At 38.9% G+C, this 16,237-nt stretch carries 14 protein-coding genes and 1 pseudogene; 1 reads left to right on the plus strand and 14 read right to left on the minus strand.

What is annotated here, in order from left to right:
• Window position 1 precedes the first annotated feature (1 nt).
• From ACSAJE_RS07355 to ACSAJE_RS07415, 13 genes and pseudogenes are all read right to left on the minus strand, one after another.
• Window positions 2-592, minus strand: coding sequence for an HD domain-containing protein (locus ACSAJE_RS07355; protein WP_458008697.1), 591 nt, complete (start codon window positions 590-592; stop codon window positions 2-4).
• 113 nt (window positions 593-705) lie between these two features.
• Window positions 706-1,194 (minus strand): HD domain-containing protein, encoded by a 489-nt coding sequence (locus ACSAJE_RS07360; protein ID WP_118689997.1) that lies wholly within the window; start codon window positions 1,192-1,194, stop codon window positions 706-708.
• Window positions 1,195-1,216: 22 nt separating this feature from the next.
• On the minus strand, window positions 1,217-2,035 hold the full coding sequence (locus ACSAJE_RS07365) for an Rpn family recombination-promoting nuclease/putative transposase (protein WP_458008698.1): 819 nt from the start codon (window positions 2,033-2,035) through the stop codon (window positions 1,217-1,219).
• A gap of 180 nt (window positions 2,036-2,215) precedes the next feature.
• The gene (locus tag ACSAJE_RS07370; protein WP_458008699.1) at window positions 2,216-2,569 is read right to left on the minus strand and encodes a site-specific integrase; all 354 of its coding nucleotides are present in this window, start codon (window positions 2,567-2,569) and stop codon (window positions 2,216-2,218) included.
• 858 nt (window positions 2,570-3,427) lie between these two features.
• Window positions 3,428-5,575 (minus strand): cellulase family glycosylhydrolase, encoded by a 2,148-nt coding sequence (locus tag ACSAJE_RS07375; protein WP_118690001.1) that lies wholly within the window; start codon window positions 5,573-5,575, stop codon window positions 3,428-3,430.
• A 426-nt stretch (window positions 5,576-6,001) separates the two neighbouring features.
• Window positions 6,002-6,178, minus strand: a pseudogene (locus ACSAJE_RS07380) (MFS transporter); the annotation flags it as partial.
• Between the two features lie 75 nt (window positions 6,179-6,253).
• On the minus strand, window positions 6,254-8,122 hold the full coding sequence (locus tag ACSAJE_RS07385) for an ABC transporter ATP-binding protein (protein WP_182448318.1): 1,869 nt from the start codon (window positions 8,120-8,122) through the stop codon (window positions 6,254-6,256).
• Entirely contained in the window at window positions 8,115-9,986 is a 1,872-nt protein-coding gene (locus tag ACSAJE_RS07390) for an ABC transporter ATP-binding protein (RefSeq protein ID WP_458008700.1), read from the minus strand. Before ACSAJE_RS07390 ends, ACSAJE_RS07385 begins: the two co-directional genes overlap by 8 nt.
• Window positions 9,987-10,060: 74 nt before the next feature.
• Window positions 10,061-11,026, minus strand: coding sequence for a carbohydrate kinase family protein (locus tag ACSAJE_RS07395; RefSeq protein ID WP_118690004.1), 966 nt, complete (start codon window positions 11,024-11,026; stop codon window positions 10,061-10,063).
• A 451-nt stretch (window positions 11,027-11,477) separates the two neighbouring features.
• Window positions 11,478-12,392 (minus strand): Abi family protein, encoded by a 915-nt coding sequence (locus tag ACSAJE_RS07400; protein WP_458008701.1) that lies wholly within the window; start codon window positions 12,390-12,392, stop codon window positions 11,478-11,480.
• Between the two features lie 139 nt (window positions 12,393-12,531).
• Entirely contained in the window at window positions 12,532-12,867 is a 336-nt protein-coding gene (locus tag ACSAJE_RS07405) for a helix-turn-helix domain-containing protein (RefSeq protein WP_458008702.1), read from the minus strand.
• A 572-nt stretch (window positions 12,868-13,439) separates the two neighbouring features.
• On the minus strand, window positions 13,440-13,853 hold the full coding sequence (locus ACSAJE_RS07410; RefSeq protein WP_118690007.1) for a hypothetical protein: 414 nt from the start codon (window positions 13,851-13,853) through the stop codon (window positions 13,440-13,442).
• A gap of 258 nt (window positions 13,854-14,111) precedes the next feature.
• On the minus strand, window positions 14,112-14,528 hold the full coding sequence (locus ACSAJE_RS07415; protein ID WP_458008703.1) for a tetratricopeptide repeat protein: 417 nt from the start codon (window positions 14,526-14,528) through the stop codon (window positions 14,112-14,114).
• Between the two features lie 510 nt (window positions 14,529-15,038).
• Between ACSAJE_RS07415 and ACSAJE_RS07420 the strand changes: the two genes are divergently transcribed.
• Window positions 15,039-15,560 carry a transposase gene (locus ACSAJE_RS07420; protein ID WP_458010056.1) on the plus strand — a complete coding sequence of 174 codons (522 nt, stop codon included), beginning with the start codon at window positions 15,039-15,041 and terminating at the stop codon, window positions 15,558-15,560.
• 20 nt (window positions 15,561-15,580) lie between these two features.
• On the opposite strand, the gene ACSAJE_RS07425 is transcribed toward ACSAJE_RS07420, so the two are convergent.
• Window positions 15,581-16,228: a hypothetical protein gene (locus ACSAJE_RS07425; protein WP_118690010.1), complete on the minus strand. Its 648-nt coding sequence runs from the start codon at window positions 16,226-16,228 to the stop codon at window positions 15,581-15,583.
• Window positions 16,229-16,237: the final 9 nt, after the last annotated feature.

Consider the following 16,237-nt stretch of genomic DNA (forward strand, 5'->3'; position numbering starts at 1 on the left):
CTCAATCCTCACGTATCTGACCATTTGCAATGTTTTGCTGTATGATCGAGTCTACGACTTCGAACAATGGTTCTGATCCAAGACGCGTCTTACTCTGCCTTCCGTATACCTGCTGCGCCGTAACCTCGTGTTCCCTCCAATCCGCACCACCATTACTGTTATTTAACATTAACGGCTGTAAATTATCCATGGCATGTGCAAACTTCGATTCCGGCGTTTCAAACGCCTCAAACTCATCAAACAATGCGATCAGTTCTTCCTTTTGTTCATCCGGTAAGAGCGAAAAGATCCGCTCCTTTGCAGCATCCTCTCTTGCTTTCTGTGTCTTCAGATTCTCTGCATCATACGCATAAGTATCCCCTGCATCGATCTCTACAATATCATGGATCAAACACATTAACATCACTTTTGCAATGTCGATTTTTTCATTCGAATATTCCCGAAGCACATACGCCATAATTGCCATATGCCAAGCATGCTCTGCATCATTTTCATTTCTTCCATGTCCGGAAAGATGCGTCTGCCGAAAAATATTCTTCTCCTTATCAATCTCCAATGCAAATGCAAGCTGCTTTTTTAACCGTTCATCCATCACATACTACTCCTTTTCCTGAAATACTGCATGTTCAAAACATCATATATCCCAAGCAGTTATTTATCCCTGTAATCCATCCGCAGGACGAATCATGATCTTCAAGTACGATTTTAAGTAAGTGCAAACATATCCCTACAAATCATCTTCCCTGTCTCTGTTCTAAAAATCGTTGTATACGCATGCTGTACTGCCTGCTGTGATAATGTATCTTCATACATATTCACCAAAAAATCTGCCTCAACCAAAATCTGATAGTCGATCCCATCCATATCCTCATAGGTATGATGATGTGCGATCAAATATTGTACCCTGGTCGATACATCCTCCGGGAACCGCAACTTGGCAAGCAATTGTTGCGCCAGTCCCGGACCTTCCTGTTCCTGTAATTTACCCCCGCAGTCGCCATATTTTTGTTCGCATACATGAATGCCTATGTCATGTGTTAATGCTGCTGTCTCAAGAATAAACCTAGTCTTCTCATCCACATTCTCCAGTTCTGCTATTAATTTTGCATAGCTGTGAACTTTGCAAAAATGCTGTATTCTTTTCGGATCTCCTGCATACAATTTAATCATTTCAGCATGCAACTTGTTAATCATAATAATTTTTCATCCTACTTTCTTACTCTAATCCCATTGCTTCAATAATCCGCTTCACTGCTTCCTCATCCAGCTCTACAAATTCTGCAATAGATGCTATGCTTTCTCCACGTTCGTATAGCTTTCGAATAAACCGTTCATTGGTTTTGGCTATTCCTGTTTCTTCGCCTTCCTTCTGGCCCTCTTCATAACGCTGCCGATATTCGTATTCTAACGTCATATATCCCAACCTCCAACTCTCATTTTGGCGGGCCGAACGCACTGCTTCCTCTAACTGCTTCGTATACTCATCCGACGCACCTTTTCCATCAATATAATCCAAAATCCGTTTCATTTCGGGACTCACATCATCCATCGTCCCCTTCGTACTTAAGATTATCTTAACTGCGTCATCATCTAATGTCAATGCCGTATTTTCCTGACAGGTATTACAAAATGTATAAATATGCCGACCTTCTCCGAACGGATCAAATGTACAGATAAAGATCACATAACTTTTCTTTAATTTCGTGTAATCCTGACCTTTCTGCAATATGTTAAGGTCTATCACGCCTTGATAATACCGCATCCGTTTCGGTAGATTCCTATTATCTGACGTCTGCATCTCCAAGTTAAAGACCGTGTTCTGATCATCTTCCACATACACATCTAACCGTATTGCTTTGGCATTTGCAGACAGATCAATACTCTTCTGTGACTGCGGATATACAACCTTTCGAATCTTGATCTTCAAGATCATCTCCAAAAATGGTTTTACATATTTGGGATCGTGCATGATCAATCCAAACATAAAGTCGTCTTTTAGCTCCAGTTCTTCGTATGGTTTTATTTCTCTTGCCATAGTGTACTCCCCCTCTTCCTGTTATGCATTTGTACATATTGTTTCGTACGTGATAATATGTCATCTTTCAAGAGGGATTACTATCGGCAATATTCACATATTTATAAGATTATTATGTGCATATCTCACAATGTTCTAATTTCTCTGTAGATCACAGCAGCGAAAACAGCGATGCCGGCTTTATTGTCTTCCTATCGTTAATTCTTTTTCTTCGGGCTCAAATGCTGTTCTCTGCACTTTGATCGTTTTGATGCATAGATCATTCCAGTGCATTGCCTGACAAAATTGATTGATGGCTGCAATGTACGAATTAATACTGGTAGCCTTGTAGGTGCTGCTCACTTCCAGATCTCTTTTGTATTCCAGCATAAGCGTTTTCGTTAGGATCCTTCCGTTCGCATATTGCTGCAATTTACGGACATCCCGTACATATTTATCGATCGTACTCGGGGACTTTTCTGCTTTGTATAAACATTGACGGAAGCGAATAATTTCCCGCTCCGTGATAACTTTTTGCTTTGTCTTTTGTTTCATCTTCGTCCTGCTTTCTCCGCCGTTTGGTGCGGTTTTCTAATCTTAGACCGTTCAACTTAGCCTAATTCAAACTTCCCATACCTCATTATTTCGCACAACCACATATTGCTTATTATGTCGATGGTTTAATTATATTTTGCAGCTGACATATAGTGAATACTGCCATCAAAAAACTATAGCAATTGCCTTGCCGCAATTAGTTTTCAGTTGATAGGAAATTGCTGTTATGTAGCGTGACATCGCCAAGAATTGCTTTAGCAATTCTTGTAGAGCAAAACGCTGGTTTTGCTCTTTTTCATAGTGATTTCTAAATTTTGTTGTCTCTGATGTATGATTTACATGCCTTTCGGAAACTCGAAGTCTCGGAAGCAAGGTATTCATCATTTTTGAAAGGGACTTTGCGCTCGTCGTTACTTATGTCTCGTATTTCAGAGACATTAAGTAACGTGACGTAGCGCATCGTAGCGGAAGCGTCCCGTCCAAAAATGGATGATACCTTGCTAAACCGAGACATCTCATACACTCCTTCAGGCATGTATTCATCAGAGACTTAACAAAATAAGAAATCACTATGAAAACTCTGCGTTCTTCGGCAATTGTCTTAGTTTTTTTGATGGCAGGATAATTTACTTTATCGGCTGCAAAATAGTTATTATTTTACTGACATAATAAGCAATATGTGGTTTGGTCAATAACTCCCGGTATGGAAAGTTTTACTTAGCCTAATATATTGTATAACGAAAATGAATACTGTTTTAAATTTTCAGATAAAACACAGAGGACTTTTTGAAATCTCTAGCACCAAAAAGCCCTCTGTATCATTTTATATTATTTGTGATGATTAGTTGTGACAATTCATTAATATGCTACATTAACCTGATATACATAAATTCCACTTCCCGTTGAATACAGATAATAGGTACCTGCAGAAGGAATTTTGTATGTTACCGTAGATGGTGTTCCTGTGATCGTAGCATTTCCTACTGTGCTTCCACCTACGCTACCGGATGCCAGACGCAATGTTCTGGATGCGGATGTTGATGTGGATGCTGCCGTAACTTTTACCGTACAAGCTCCCGTTGCCGTAAACTTGATATATCTTCCGGTGCTGTTACCACCACCATTCATTTGCAATACTTTGCTGTAACTTGTGCCATTTACAGTAGTGTTGCGATTAAGCACCGCTACATTTTTGCTAGAAGATGCTCCGATTGTAAAACTTCCTGATGTAATGGCATTTGTATAGTTTCCGTAAGTAAGATCATTGGCTGACAGACTGATGTCTGTGCCTTTTGTGTCTGATGCTTTTTCTAAGATCCATAACTGGCAGGCACCACCCCAGTAAGAATACTGAGCGATATTGCCACCTGCTGCCGTACTCCAATTATATACATCAAGGCAGGAAGCACTGGAGGTTACTCTTGTCTTAATCGCATAGGCTCCATTTGATATCTTTTGAATGTCAAATAACTGGTTGTTGGAACCCTTATAACTGTATTGCAAAATATTAGCACCATCAGCGGCACTTTTGCCTGCAACATCTACTACCTTTGAATATCCGCTGGCACCTGTGTAAATATAGTAATATCCTGTTGCGGAATCCTTTACCAGCTTGAATTTCTGACGATCTGTGCCTGTGTACGTATACTGCTGCACATTAGCATTGTTAGAAGCTGATCCATTAGCAACGTCCAAATATAAACCACTGAAGGAACTCTTAATATAGTATGTTCCCTCTAAAGAAGATGCGGAACTGTTGGAGCTATTGGAGCTGCTAGAGCTGTTGGAATTGCTGCTCTTTGGATATACTGATGCAATGGCATCAATAATCTTTTGCTGTGTTACTTTACAGGTACTTCTGTCAATCACGCCAAAACCATATGTGCCCGTATAACCATTATCCCAAAGGACCGGCACCATGCCATACTTCTTAGCATAAGTACATACTTTTTTCGCAAACTCTGCTCTCTGTGCAGCGCTTGTAGAATCGTATGCTGACTTATCAATTGAACCATACTCACCGATCACTACCGGGTAACCTGCTGCTACGAACTTGTTATACAAGCTGGAAAACTGTGATTTCAGAGCAGATTCATCACCCCAGGAAGATGTCTTTGCGCTGTTTGTTGCTGTATCTCCCCACTGTGTTACATTAGAAGATTCCTCTCCACAGAAATCCCATGGATCATAGTAATGGACAGAAATCATAATTCTTGGAGTAGAAATGCTGCGATCTCTGTAATTGTCTGTTGGCAGGGAAAATCCGTAATTACCAACTGTATATGTAATATTGGTATTCCATCCCGGAATCATGAGCCAACGCTTTGCATTGTTGCCACCTGTCTGACGAACTGTGTCTACAAAGATCTGATTATAAGCATTAATATTTGCATATGCCGTGGATGAAGGTGTTCCGTATGTTCCATCGAATTCTTCATTCATAGACTCAAATACTAAATGCTGATCATAATTTTTGAACTTAGTTGCAATCTGTTTCCACACAGCCTTGTACTTTGCCTTGATCGCTGTCTGATTGGAAGATCCACAAAACAGCCAACCACCATCCAAAGTAGTATAACCATCACCATGCATGTTGATGATCGCATACAAACCATTGTTTACACACATATCTACCACTTGCTGCACTCTGTTTAACCAGCTGGCATCAACCGTATAGTTGCTGTCTGAGCCAATGTGTCCCATATAGGATACCGGAATGCGGACGGATGTAAATCCTGCGTTTTTCACTGCTTTAATCAGATTTTCCGTAATGGTCGGATTACCCCACGCTGTTTCACTTGGTACTCCGTTATTTGCTGCTTCCAACTGATTTCCCAGATTCCAGCCTGCTCCCATTGCAGATACAAACTGGCTCTGATTCAGATTCTGGAACGATCCGGATGCTGCCTCTGATTTTGTTTGCTGACCGAATGACAATACGCTAATAGAACTAATAACCATTGCCAGTGCCAACACATGCGCCAACCATTTTTTTGCTTTGTTCATAAAACTACCTTCCCTTTCTGAAACTGTTTATTCTTTTGTACCCATTCCTTGGAATACGCTTGATTTCTGATCCCCATTCAGATAATTTCCCTATTTACATTCTCACCCAAACATACTTTTCCCAATTGGCGCAGTTCTGTTCCGCCGTTTCCCTATTTACACCTTTTTTGTTTGAATTGCACATAATCACATTGATAATTATAGCTATATTATGAAATTTTTACAATACTCATTCATATTTTGTTCACATTTTCGCCATAATGCACAAAGAAAACATTTTCGAAACTATCTACGAAAATGTTTTCTTTGTGCAAAATTACAAATTTCTATTTATTCTCTCTTCAATCTGCTTTCTTTCAATCTTTCCTATTTTCCCTAACTGTCCGCAATAATAAAATACTCACAACAAGCAACACCGGAAAAATGATGCGCCAGCACAATGGATACCCGATAACCGATCCGGTCAATGAATCCCGCCGATAACAGGTCCACCAGTAACTGAATACCAAAGTTAAAAGTGATCAGCATCGTAATCTGACTGAGTGGAATATGATAGCTTTTTTCAAAGGTCAAAAAAAGCAACGGCACAAAATTATTGACGATCGCCTAAACAATATAACCTGCAAAACAGGCGTACATCGTCTTTTGAAAATTGTTTTTCATACGTCTAATCTCCTTCTATTGATAGTTTTGTGCCTGTGCATTCCACATCATAGCGTAAATTCCGTCTTTTTCTATCAATTCTTCGTGTGTTCCCTGCTCCTGCACCTGTCCGTCCTTTAACACAATAATCCGTTGGCAAAAACGACAGCTTGACATTCTATGGGATATGTATACCGCCATTCTGTCTTGAATCAGTCGGTCAAAACTTGAATAAATTTCATATTCCGCCATAGGGTCTAGTGCACTGGTTGGTTCATCCAAAATGATAAAAGGTGCTTTCTTATATAAGGCGCGCGCAATAGCAATTTTCTGTGCCTCACCGCCAGACACCTCAACACCTTTAATACCAACATTATACAATGGATTATGGATTCCCTGTTCCATTTTCTGGACACGCTCCCAAATGCCTGCTTTCTCCAAAACCTCTTCAATCTCCCGCTCATCGTACTCCTCACTGGCAGCAACATTTTCTGCTACTGTCATAGCGAACAGTTTGAAATCCTGAAATACCACACCAAACATTGCCAAATATTCTTCATAATCATATTCACGAATATCGATCCCATTTAGCAAAATACGTCCGTGTGTTGGCTCATACAGTCGACACAGCAACAGGATCAAGGTCGTTTTTCCGGCACCATTCGGACCTACCAGCGCAATTTTTTCTCCATAGTGAAATGTGAGATTAACATGCTCTAAACTATCCTTTTTACCACCGGGATACTTAAAACTTACATCCTCAAAGGTAATCACCAAATCCTGTTGAGGTAGATCAGCCGTAGGTTTTCCACCCGTCTGTTTGCGATTTGGCAACTGCAGATATTCGTAATAATGATGCAAATACTGCATATTAAGCAACACCGTTTCAAAATGATCTACCATATATTGACAAGCACCTCCGAGTGCCGTTAGTGCCGATACATACTTGACCACTTCCGCTCCCGTGATCATCCCATTAACGCCTCTGACTCCGATCACCGTATAGGAAATCACTAAAAGCAACGCCTGTACGATCAAATAACGGATTCGGATCTTTTCCTGAATGTCTAGCTTTCTGTCCTGAATATTGCACTTTTCATCCCACACTTTCGTCATATCCCTCAACAGCAAATCCTTTAAGGCATACAGACGGATCTCCTTACCTGTCGCATATTTGCTGAGGATCTCGCGATAAAAATAATCGTCCTTGCGAATCGCATCCAAACTTTCCTCATAAATTTCATACTGCTTTTTGTTGCCCTTCTTGGATATCCACATAAAAAGGAACATAGAAAACAGATTTAACAAGAAAATAAGGTATATGATCCACTTAGAATTTAAGATCTGCATCACACCATTTCCGGTCAAATGCTGTTGCTGTGTCAAAATTGGGACAAGCACAACAAAGGCATAAAAGATAGATGCAACATCACCGATCAGCACGCCTAATTTATCCGAAAACCAGTAAATACCACCGCTTTCTTTTTCACCTTCTAACGCTGCCGTCAAAAGCTGCATACTATCCTGCGACTCAAGATCTTGATAATCTAAGCTTGCAGCTTTACTGGATATATCCGCCTTGATTCGGTAACGAATATTATCTCGCATCGCATTTCCTGCTTTATCCAAAATATGGTACAGGAGCGTCATTGCAAAAGTGATCACCAAAAGTTGGTAGACCATATTCATGATATGTCCCTTCGCTTCCCGTGCAACTAATGCATTTAAGATATTGCAGCCGTATACAATGCCCACATAAGGCAGACCCGCCATAATTATATTTTTTCCAAGATTACAAGGCAGGATCCACTTGCACAGCCGATGATTGATCCCGATGACATGCATAAATTTCTTTATGATCGCCCCTACAGATTCTTTTTCATTGCTGATCGCATGCTTACTCATCGAAATCACCACCCTTCTCATTGTAGTATTGACTTTGTATTTCAAACATCTTGGCATATGCACCATTCTTTTTCATTAGTTCATCGTGCGTGCCGTCTTCTTTCACCTGACCATTTTCATAATAAATGATGCGGTCGCAGAATTTGGTACTCGCCAAGCGATGGGAAATAAAAATCGTTGTTTTCCCTTCCGATAACCGGTGATACTGTTCGTAAATCGCTGTCTCTGCCAGAGGATCCAGCGCACTGGTCGGCTCGTCTAACAACAAAAGCGGTGCGTCCTTATATAAAGCTCTCGCCAGTAATATGCGCTGTAATTCTCCGCCCGAAAACAACACGCCATCCTTATCCAAAAAGTTGGTAACCGCTGTCTTTTCCTTCTTTGGCAAAGATAGGACCTTATCCTCAATATCTGCAAGCTGCATTGCCGTTCGCAGTTTTGGTTCATCAATATTTTCCTGTTTTTCACAAGCGATATTTTCTGCTACCGAAGTTGCCATCACCATCATGTCTTGAAATACTGCTCCGACTAATTTGCGATATTCTGTCTCTGAATAATCAGAAATCTCCCTGCCAGCGATCAAAATCTGTCCTTCATTTGGATGATAAAAACCGCACAACAACTTTACTAAAGTGGTCTTGCCAGCTCCGTTTACTCCCACCAGTGCAATATTTTCGCCTGCCTTTACCTTGAGATTCAGATTATGTATCACATCCTGTTTTGCACCGGGATAACGAAAACATACATTCTTAAACTCAAGCGTAATACCGTTTTCCGTTTTGTCTGTCCCATTTTTAGCACAAGTGTTTTCCGTATTCTCTTTCTCTACTGTATGCTCCGAATCCTTTAACTCCATAAAACTGCGGTAATCGTTAATGCCCCAGTTGCAACGGATCATTTCACTGTTAGCGCGAACGAAACCGTCTCCCATATTACCGCCATTCAGCCAGCCAGCAAAACCGGTAATAATTCCCAAATAAAAAGTAAATGTGGTCGCATTCAATTCCCCTGCCAAAAACTGATTTATCAACACCGTATACGCAATGATGTCACGCACGAGCGACCAGATCGTGTCCGACAGATGCGGCAGAAAATAATACATCTCCACGCGTTTCCATACTTTCATTCGTCTCTGAACCAGTGTTTTCATGACATCCACAAACCACTTTTCCATGCGATACAAACGAATGTCTTTACCGTCCGTAGCAGATGTACTTCTCTGAAAAAAATACTCCACTCTGGAATCTGTCTCCCAAATTGTCTCTCTATATTTCCGATAACCCCGTTGCGCAATTTTCTTCTCAATCATCACATTCATAATGCTCATAATCGCAAAAACCGGCAGTACCCAGGGGCATCTTGGAATCAGTATGATCGTATATACGATAATTCCCAACAGATTAAATGCGAATGGCGTAAACATATCCATAATGCGGCTCCAGCCATTCCATTCCTCCGAGTAGCTGTATTTTGCGCCATCCGCTGCTCGTTTTCCTTCTGCACTCTCCAGAATTTGGTAATCCACTGTCATAATTTTGCTGATCACTTTCTTCTGAACAGACTGAAACTGCACCTTATAATTTTTCTTTTTAATCAGAAAATCATACTTTGTCGATACGATCCCCATAATCATATTTCCCAGCACAAACGCCAGCATTACTCCAAAAAAAGTCAAAAAATCTGCCTTTTTTTCGACCATACTGATCGCCGCACTTGGTATGATCGCTGCAATAAACGGCGCCAAAAATCCTGCTACCGATCGTACTGCAATATACCAAGGGTACTTGTGGTCTAGGTCATACATTTCCTTAAACACAAACTTCCAATTACTTAAAATCGGATATTCTTTATTAATTTTTTCCATATGACTCCTGTACTCCTTGTCTGCTAATAAATTCTAACACCTTAACTTAATGTTTCCTTAACAATGCCCTATCCTCAACCAAAAAGCATTTCCATTTCCTGTCTGGTAAGGTAAGAAGATAGCGCTCCTTTTTTCTGAATGCTTTCTCCGCAGTAACGGTTTGAAAAAATCAGATAGGACTCCCACTCCTTATCCGTCATCTTCTTCATGTCATCCAGGGTTCTCCCCTCATAAGCGAGTTGGTTAAGGAAAGAACCAATAAATCCGTCTCCCGCTCCGGTCGTATCCACTGCCTTTTTCCCAGTGCCGGACACAGCTACATGCGCTGTTCTTGTGTAAACCTCCGCACCCTGACTTCCTTTCGTATATAAGATCACAGAGATTCCCATAGCAAACAGCTCTTCCACCGCATCTTCAATATGTTCTTTGCCTGTGACAAAAAACAACTCTTCATCTGACAGCTTAAGAATATCCGCGCAAGGAAGGAATTCTGTCACTGCCGCCTTAAGCTGCGCCTGATCCGGCCACAACTGAGGTCGAAGATTCGGGTCAAAGCTGATCATCACTCCAGCCGCCGAAGCCTTTTCAATCGCTTTCTTATGCGCCTGCTTCATCGGATAATCTCCTAGAGAAACCGAGCAAAAATGAAGCGCATATGCATCTGCAAACACTTCTTCCGGCACCTGTTCCGGTCGATACAGCATATCTGCGCCGGGTTTTCTAAAAAACGTAAATTCTCTGTCTCCATTTTCCAGCAATGCCACAAATGCCAACGACGTGTTAGCTTCCTCTGTGCGTGAAATATATGTGGTGTCTATGCCGCTGTGCGCAAGTTCTTCCACAATCTTATCCCCAAACGGATCTGCTCCAAGCTGCGTCAGCATAACTGCTTTGCCACCAAGTTTTGCATATGCTCCACATACATTGGCCGGTGCACCTCCCACCTTTGGCATAAAGCTTTCCGTATCTTTGATCTGTCTGCCCGTCTGCTGTGGTGCAAAATCAATCAACGCCTCTCCAATCGCTACTAATGTCTTCACAACTACCTCCTGTACTCTGTTTCATTCCATCTATTTTCCCAATCGAAAAATCCATATATTTGAAATTGTACCACGATTTACTCCTCAGCTGCAATAATAAGCGCCTGACTCCCGGCATCTCACATCAGACAGATCAATCAAAAGAATACCTGACAAGCTATCTCCTTTATGTCTGTCCTACCGATCCTGGCGCATCTGCGGCACGGCGCAATGCGTAACTGTTCTTTACGTCCAGTGAAATCATCGTATTCAGTTGTCCGTGTCTGAAAGGATTATTTCCTGTGGACACAATACAAGTATAAACAGGAATCTACCATTTTACTAGATGATATGTTTCGCACAAAATCGTATGATTTATCGTATCATTGCCAATACAAAAAGAGCCGCGCTGCGGCTCCCTATTGCGGTAATTATTTATTTCACCCTCCGTATACTTTTCCATAAACGATATTTATATCATTTCATCCCAGTTTTCCGGAAATCCAATATGTGACAACGAAATATCATCTCCATACTCCTCTATCAATGCTCTTAACTCTGTCATAATTCTGCTTTCCCACTCATTTTTATCGGGATATAAAAATTTAAGCGTCAATATCTGCGAAAACAATTTCCGGTTAGTATTAAACGACACATTTTTCGGCATCCTAGGCAATGCTGGAAATGACCAGTAATATATTCTTGAATAATGAGCACAGCGATTGCGTAAATCCGTTATGCAGCGCAACCAGCTTTTTAGACACACACTTGATGTATGATATAGCTCTCTTGCAATTTTTTTCTGATCCACCGACTTCAAATCAGCATACAGATATGAAAGCATCCCCATAGAGAAGAACTCTATAATCACCCAGATTGGAAATTGTCCGCTATACTTTTTCTTATGATGCTGCACCACTAATGTCATTTTGTTCTCTTCAATGCAAATGTCAAGCAGCCTCTTAAATTTGTCATCATTATGCCTTTCATTATATATATCCGGGTTTAAGTATCCCAATGCACCGTATGCATGTCCACAATAATATGACAATTGTGTCCTCAAATACAGTTCTATTGTCTCGATACATTCAAATATCAAATTTCTTATACGACCATCAAACTCATATATGCGTTTAATTCTGTTGAAATTAATATTTTCAAAATATGTTCCATCTGCATTTCTAAATGGCAGAAAATATGCCGATAAACGATAATAATTTGCCTGTTTTAAAAAAGATTCGCACGCTTCATCATCATCCACGATAAATCCTTTTCTCTTTATGATTTTAACCTGTTCTTCATAGGTTTTAGGTGATTTCATCATTACTGTTTCTTCGTAATGACTATCCTGTTTGTAATCCATTTCCACTTTGCTTGAATTATCCAATCCTTGTCTCCTAAAAAAAATGTCTCCCCATGGGACACATCACATATGTGAGAGGTGCGGGGAGTCCTGTTACTGTTATTCTATGCTATTTCCCAGAAAAAATCAACCATTTTTAATTGTTTTCGTAATTTGGGTGATTTCATGATGTACTCTTCTCCCTATCCTGCTTTTCCAGCAATGCATCCATATACCCTTGTACACGAAACTGATCGCTTTTATCCAGCTTTCGATACTTATGCATCACCGGGATCTCACCTGCTCTGAGGTTTCGTTTTGCTTCCTCTTCGGATTCCATGATCTCACTTGCTGATATTCCCATTGCTTTACATATTTTCCGAATGTTTTTCTCCCGCACCTCATAGTCTTCCTTTTTCAAGATACTCCATATCGTACTTTGTGGGATTCCGCTTTTCTTTGCAAAACGGTATGCCGTCATATGATTGTCCTGCAGATAATCCATCAATCTTTTTCTCACTGTACCTCTTATTTTTCTCTCCTCCTTGCACCACCCGACTTGTAACTACATTTAGTATAGTTTCGAGCCGCTTTGTCGCTCAACCTATATGTTTCGCACGAAATCGTATGATTTATCGTACGATACATTTTTCATCAAGGGGGATTATACGGATTGAAATTTCCATTATTTTGGAATTTTCGGAGAATTATGTGTAAACGCTCCATAGTGGGTACAATAAAAAGGGCACCAAACCGTTTGATTCAAACGTATTCGGTGCCAAACTCCGTTACATATTCATTTTTATGATACTGTTTTTGTATTCAAGTAATTTTCGCATGTCTACTTCCAAGTAATAACACAGTTTACAAAGAAAGCCCACATCCGATCTGGAACACCCATTTTTTTATCCTTTGAATAGACTGAAGTTCTTTTGCCATAAGCATCGGAATATGTTAATCTATACAAGCCGTCTTCGCTGCGATATCTCCCTTTTATGAAAAGTTCTTCCTTTTGAATCATTTCTGACTTTCGCCATTAAACCATTTCTTTATTATAATAACTTTGTTTTTGAATTTTCCACTTTCGGTCTTTCATGCAGAAATAACACATAAATATTTAGCATCATCACCTACAAAACACCTTCCCTCTGATTTCTTAAATGCAATTTCAAAATATTTTTTTGCTTCATCTGTTTTTCCTGACTCACACAACACTTTTCCCACCCACATCTCACGATCGCCATCATCCTGTCTCTCTAAATCACATTTTAATATTTTATCTACCCATTGATTTGCCACATCCATATCATGAAGTTCAATAGACAAATCCAAAATAAATGCCACAATCCAGTAACTTTCATCATATATATATTTCTCATCAGGCAAGATACCCCATGCTTCAAAAAGTGAATCTCTTGCTTTACTCAGTTGTCCCTGTTCATAGAAGGTATTACAATCATCCATAAACTGTCTGATTCTTGCTCCTATCTTTTCATCGCATTCCATAACTTGTTCCTCCAATAATAATCTTTGTTTTTTCTTGTTAACTCTCTTTTTTTATCCACATAGATGAGCATTTCCAGTCTACACCATTCCCTTTGGTCTAAATTCATGAATTTGTGGATATTGAGAATTCACTTAATAAGACATCGTCTTATTTCGCTATAATCGACCTTTCTTACTCCAGACTCTTTATCGATTATGACATCCTAACCGTCCATGCCATATAAGATCACCTTTACTACAATGGGTTCTCAATTCCAATCATCTAATTTGAGCAACAAACTTAATATATTTATCATCTTCTCCTTCAAATATTTCCTTTCCTTCAACCATATAGGCTTTCAGAAGATAACCCTTTGCAGAACCATAATTTCCCAACTCATAGTAACATTGCCCCATTCTTAAATTTATCAACGGATTTCCAAGCCCTTCCGGACATTTCAATGCTTCACTAAAAAACGAAATCGCCTCTAAATACTTAGAAGGAAAAAAATAAACCTCCCCAAGCGCAACATACAACCATGTACTTGCCTCCCATTCCGTTTTAGGTTTCGGTATCAAATCAAGAGCCTCCAAATATTTCTTTTCTGCCAATTCAAAGTTATCGTCGTCCAAATATTGATCCCCTTCTTGGCTTAAATCACATATTTCTCGATATATTCTTTCATCTAACTCCATAATCTCAATCTCCTTCTAATAATTTAATTCTTGAATATATATTTTAATCACTCACACTTATATAATCAAGAAATCATTTACAAATTATATATATTTTCTGTTCTATGATTATATCTACTCTGTTAACTTTTTAGATTACATATCACATAATTTATTATTACTCCGATTATTATATGTACTATATATTATCCTTATATAATGTTCGGAGTAATAAATTAACAATAACAGAAAATATTATATAAAATTTCTAGCAAAAATATATGAATTATTTTGTTGGCGGTAAATAGGTTTGCTTTAATTTAGGTCCTTGCGAACGATTAATACTATAATGCTCTAAATAGTAATTATCTGGATTTAACATAAATTTTCGCACTTCCTTCGACTTAGCACCATACTTTCTTCCTACTGAATTCCACCATGATACTGCATCTACTTTATGGGCCATATCTGCCTTTGATAAATCATACTATTTACCGTCACTTGCCTTAAAACAAGTTTTTCCCTTTGTTGTTGTTATTTTTTGTATACCTTAACTGTGTTATGGACTTATACGCCCGCAAAATCATTGCCTGGACTCTTGCAGACACTATGGAAGTATCTACAGTTGTCGAAACAATCAATAAGGCAAAAGCCTGTCGTAATACTGATTTACCGCTTATTATCCATTCAGATCGTGGCAGCCAGTATGTTTCAAATGCGTGGCGTGAGGTCACAGAAAAGATGCAGCGAAGCTATTCCCATAGTGGTTATCCTTACGATAATGCCTGCATCGAATCTTTTCATTCCTTAATCAAAAGAGAATGGCTTAACAGATTCAATATTATTAACTACAAACACGCCTATAGGCTTGTATTCGAGTATATCGAAACCTTTTATAATACCGTTAGGATTCACAGTCACTGCGACTATATGTCTCCTAATGACTTTGAAAAATGTAAGAGAGGGTATGTTCTCTGCCAGCAGCTTAGTTGGCAGAACTTCTCATTTTATTTTGTGCTAAATCTTGACACAGGACCATTAGTGCTTTTGTAAGACTCTACTCTCACTTGTCATCATTCATTTAATAATTCCAATTCAACTAAACTAAACTCAGCTCCATAACCACTTTTATAATATTTTAATCCAATATTTCTTTCCCATATAAAAGTCTCAAAATATCCAGATTCAACCATATTATTATACGAATGATATTCCCTCAAATCTTCTTTTACTAACAGATATTGGTGATAACCTTTTTGTTCTTGTTTCAAATTATCTTTTATTTCTCCTTCCTGACAAACAATATTACTTTCTGTAGGAATTTTATTCTCTTTTCTGATAATTTCTATATTTTCTTCTGTAGGTTCAATTTTATAGATTTTATCTTTTTGTATATAAAACAATCCCAAAAGTAATCGTTCTTCTGAAACACCTCTAATTGGTTGAATTTTCAATTTATATATAATTCCTGATTTTAATTCAACTATTTTCTCAATTTGAATTGATACATCCCTTTCTATAATATCTCCATCCTCAGATGAAAAACGTCCTTTAAATTTTACTAATTTAAATTTATTTTCTAAAAAAAATGAGTTTAAATTGCTTTTCTCTACTAAATTAGATGGTATAGTCTCTTGATTTTTTTTACCACACGCACTTAAAAATAATACACAAAACAAAAAGTATAACAATATTTTAATTTTTTTTTGAAATTTAATCATCAATCATAA

Source organism: Jutongia sp. SJQ-6 (assembly GCF_054161275.1).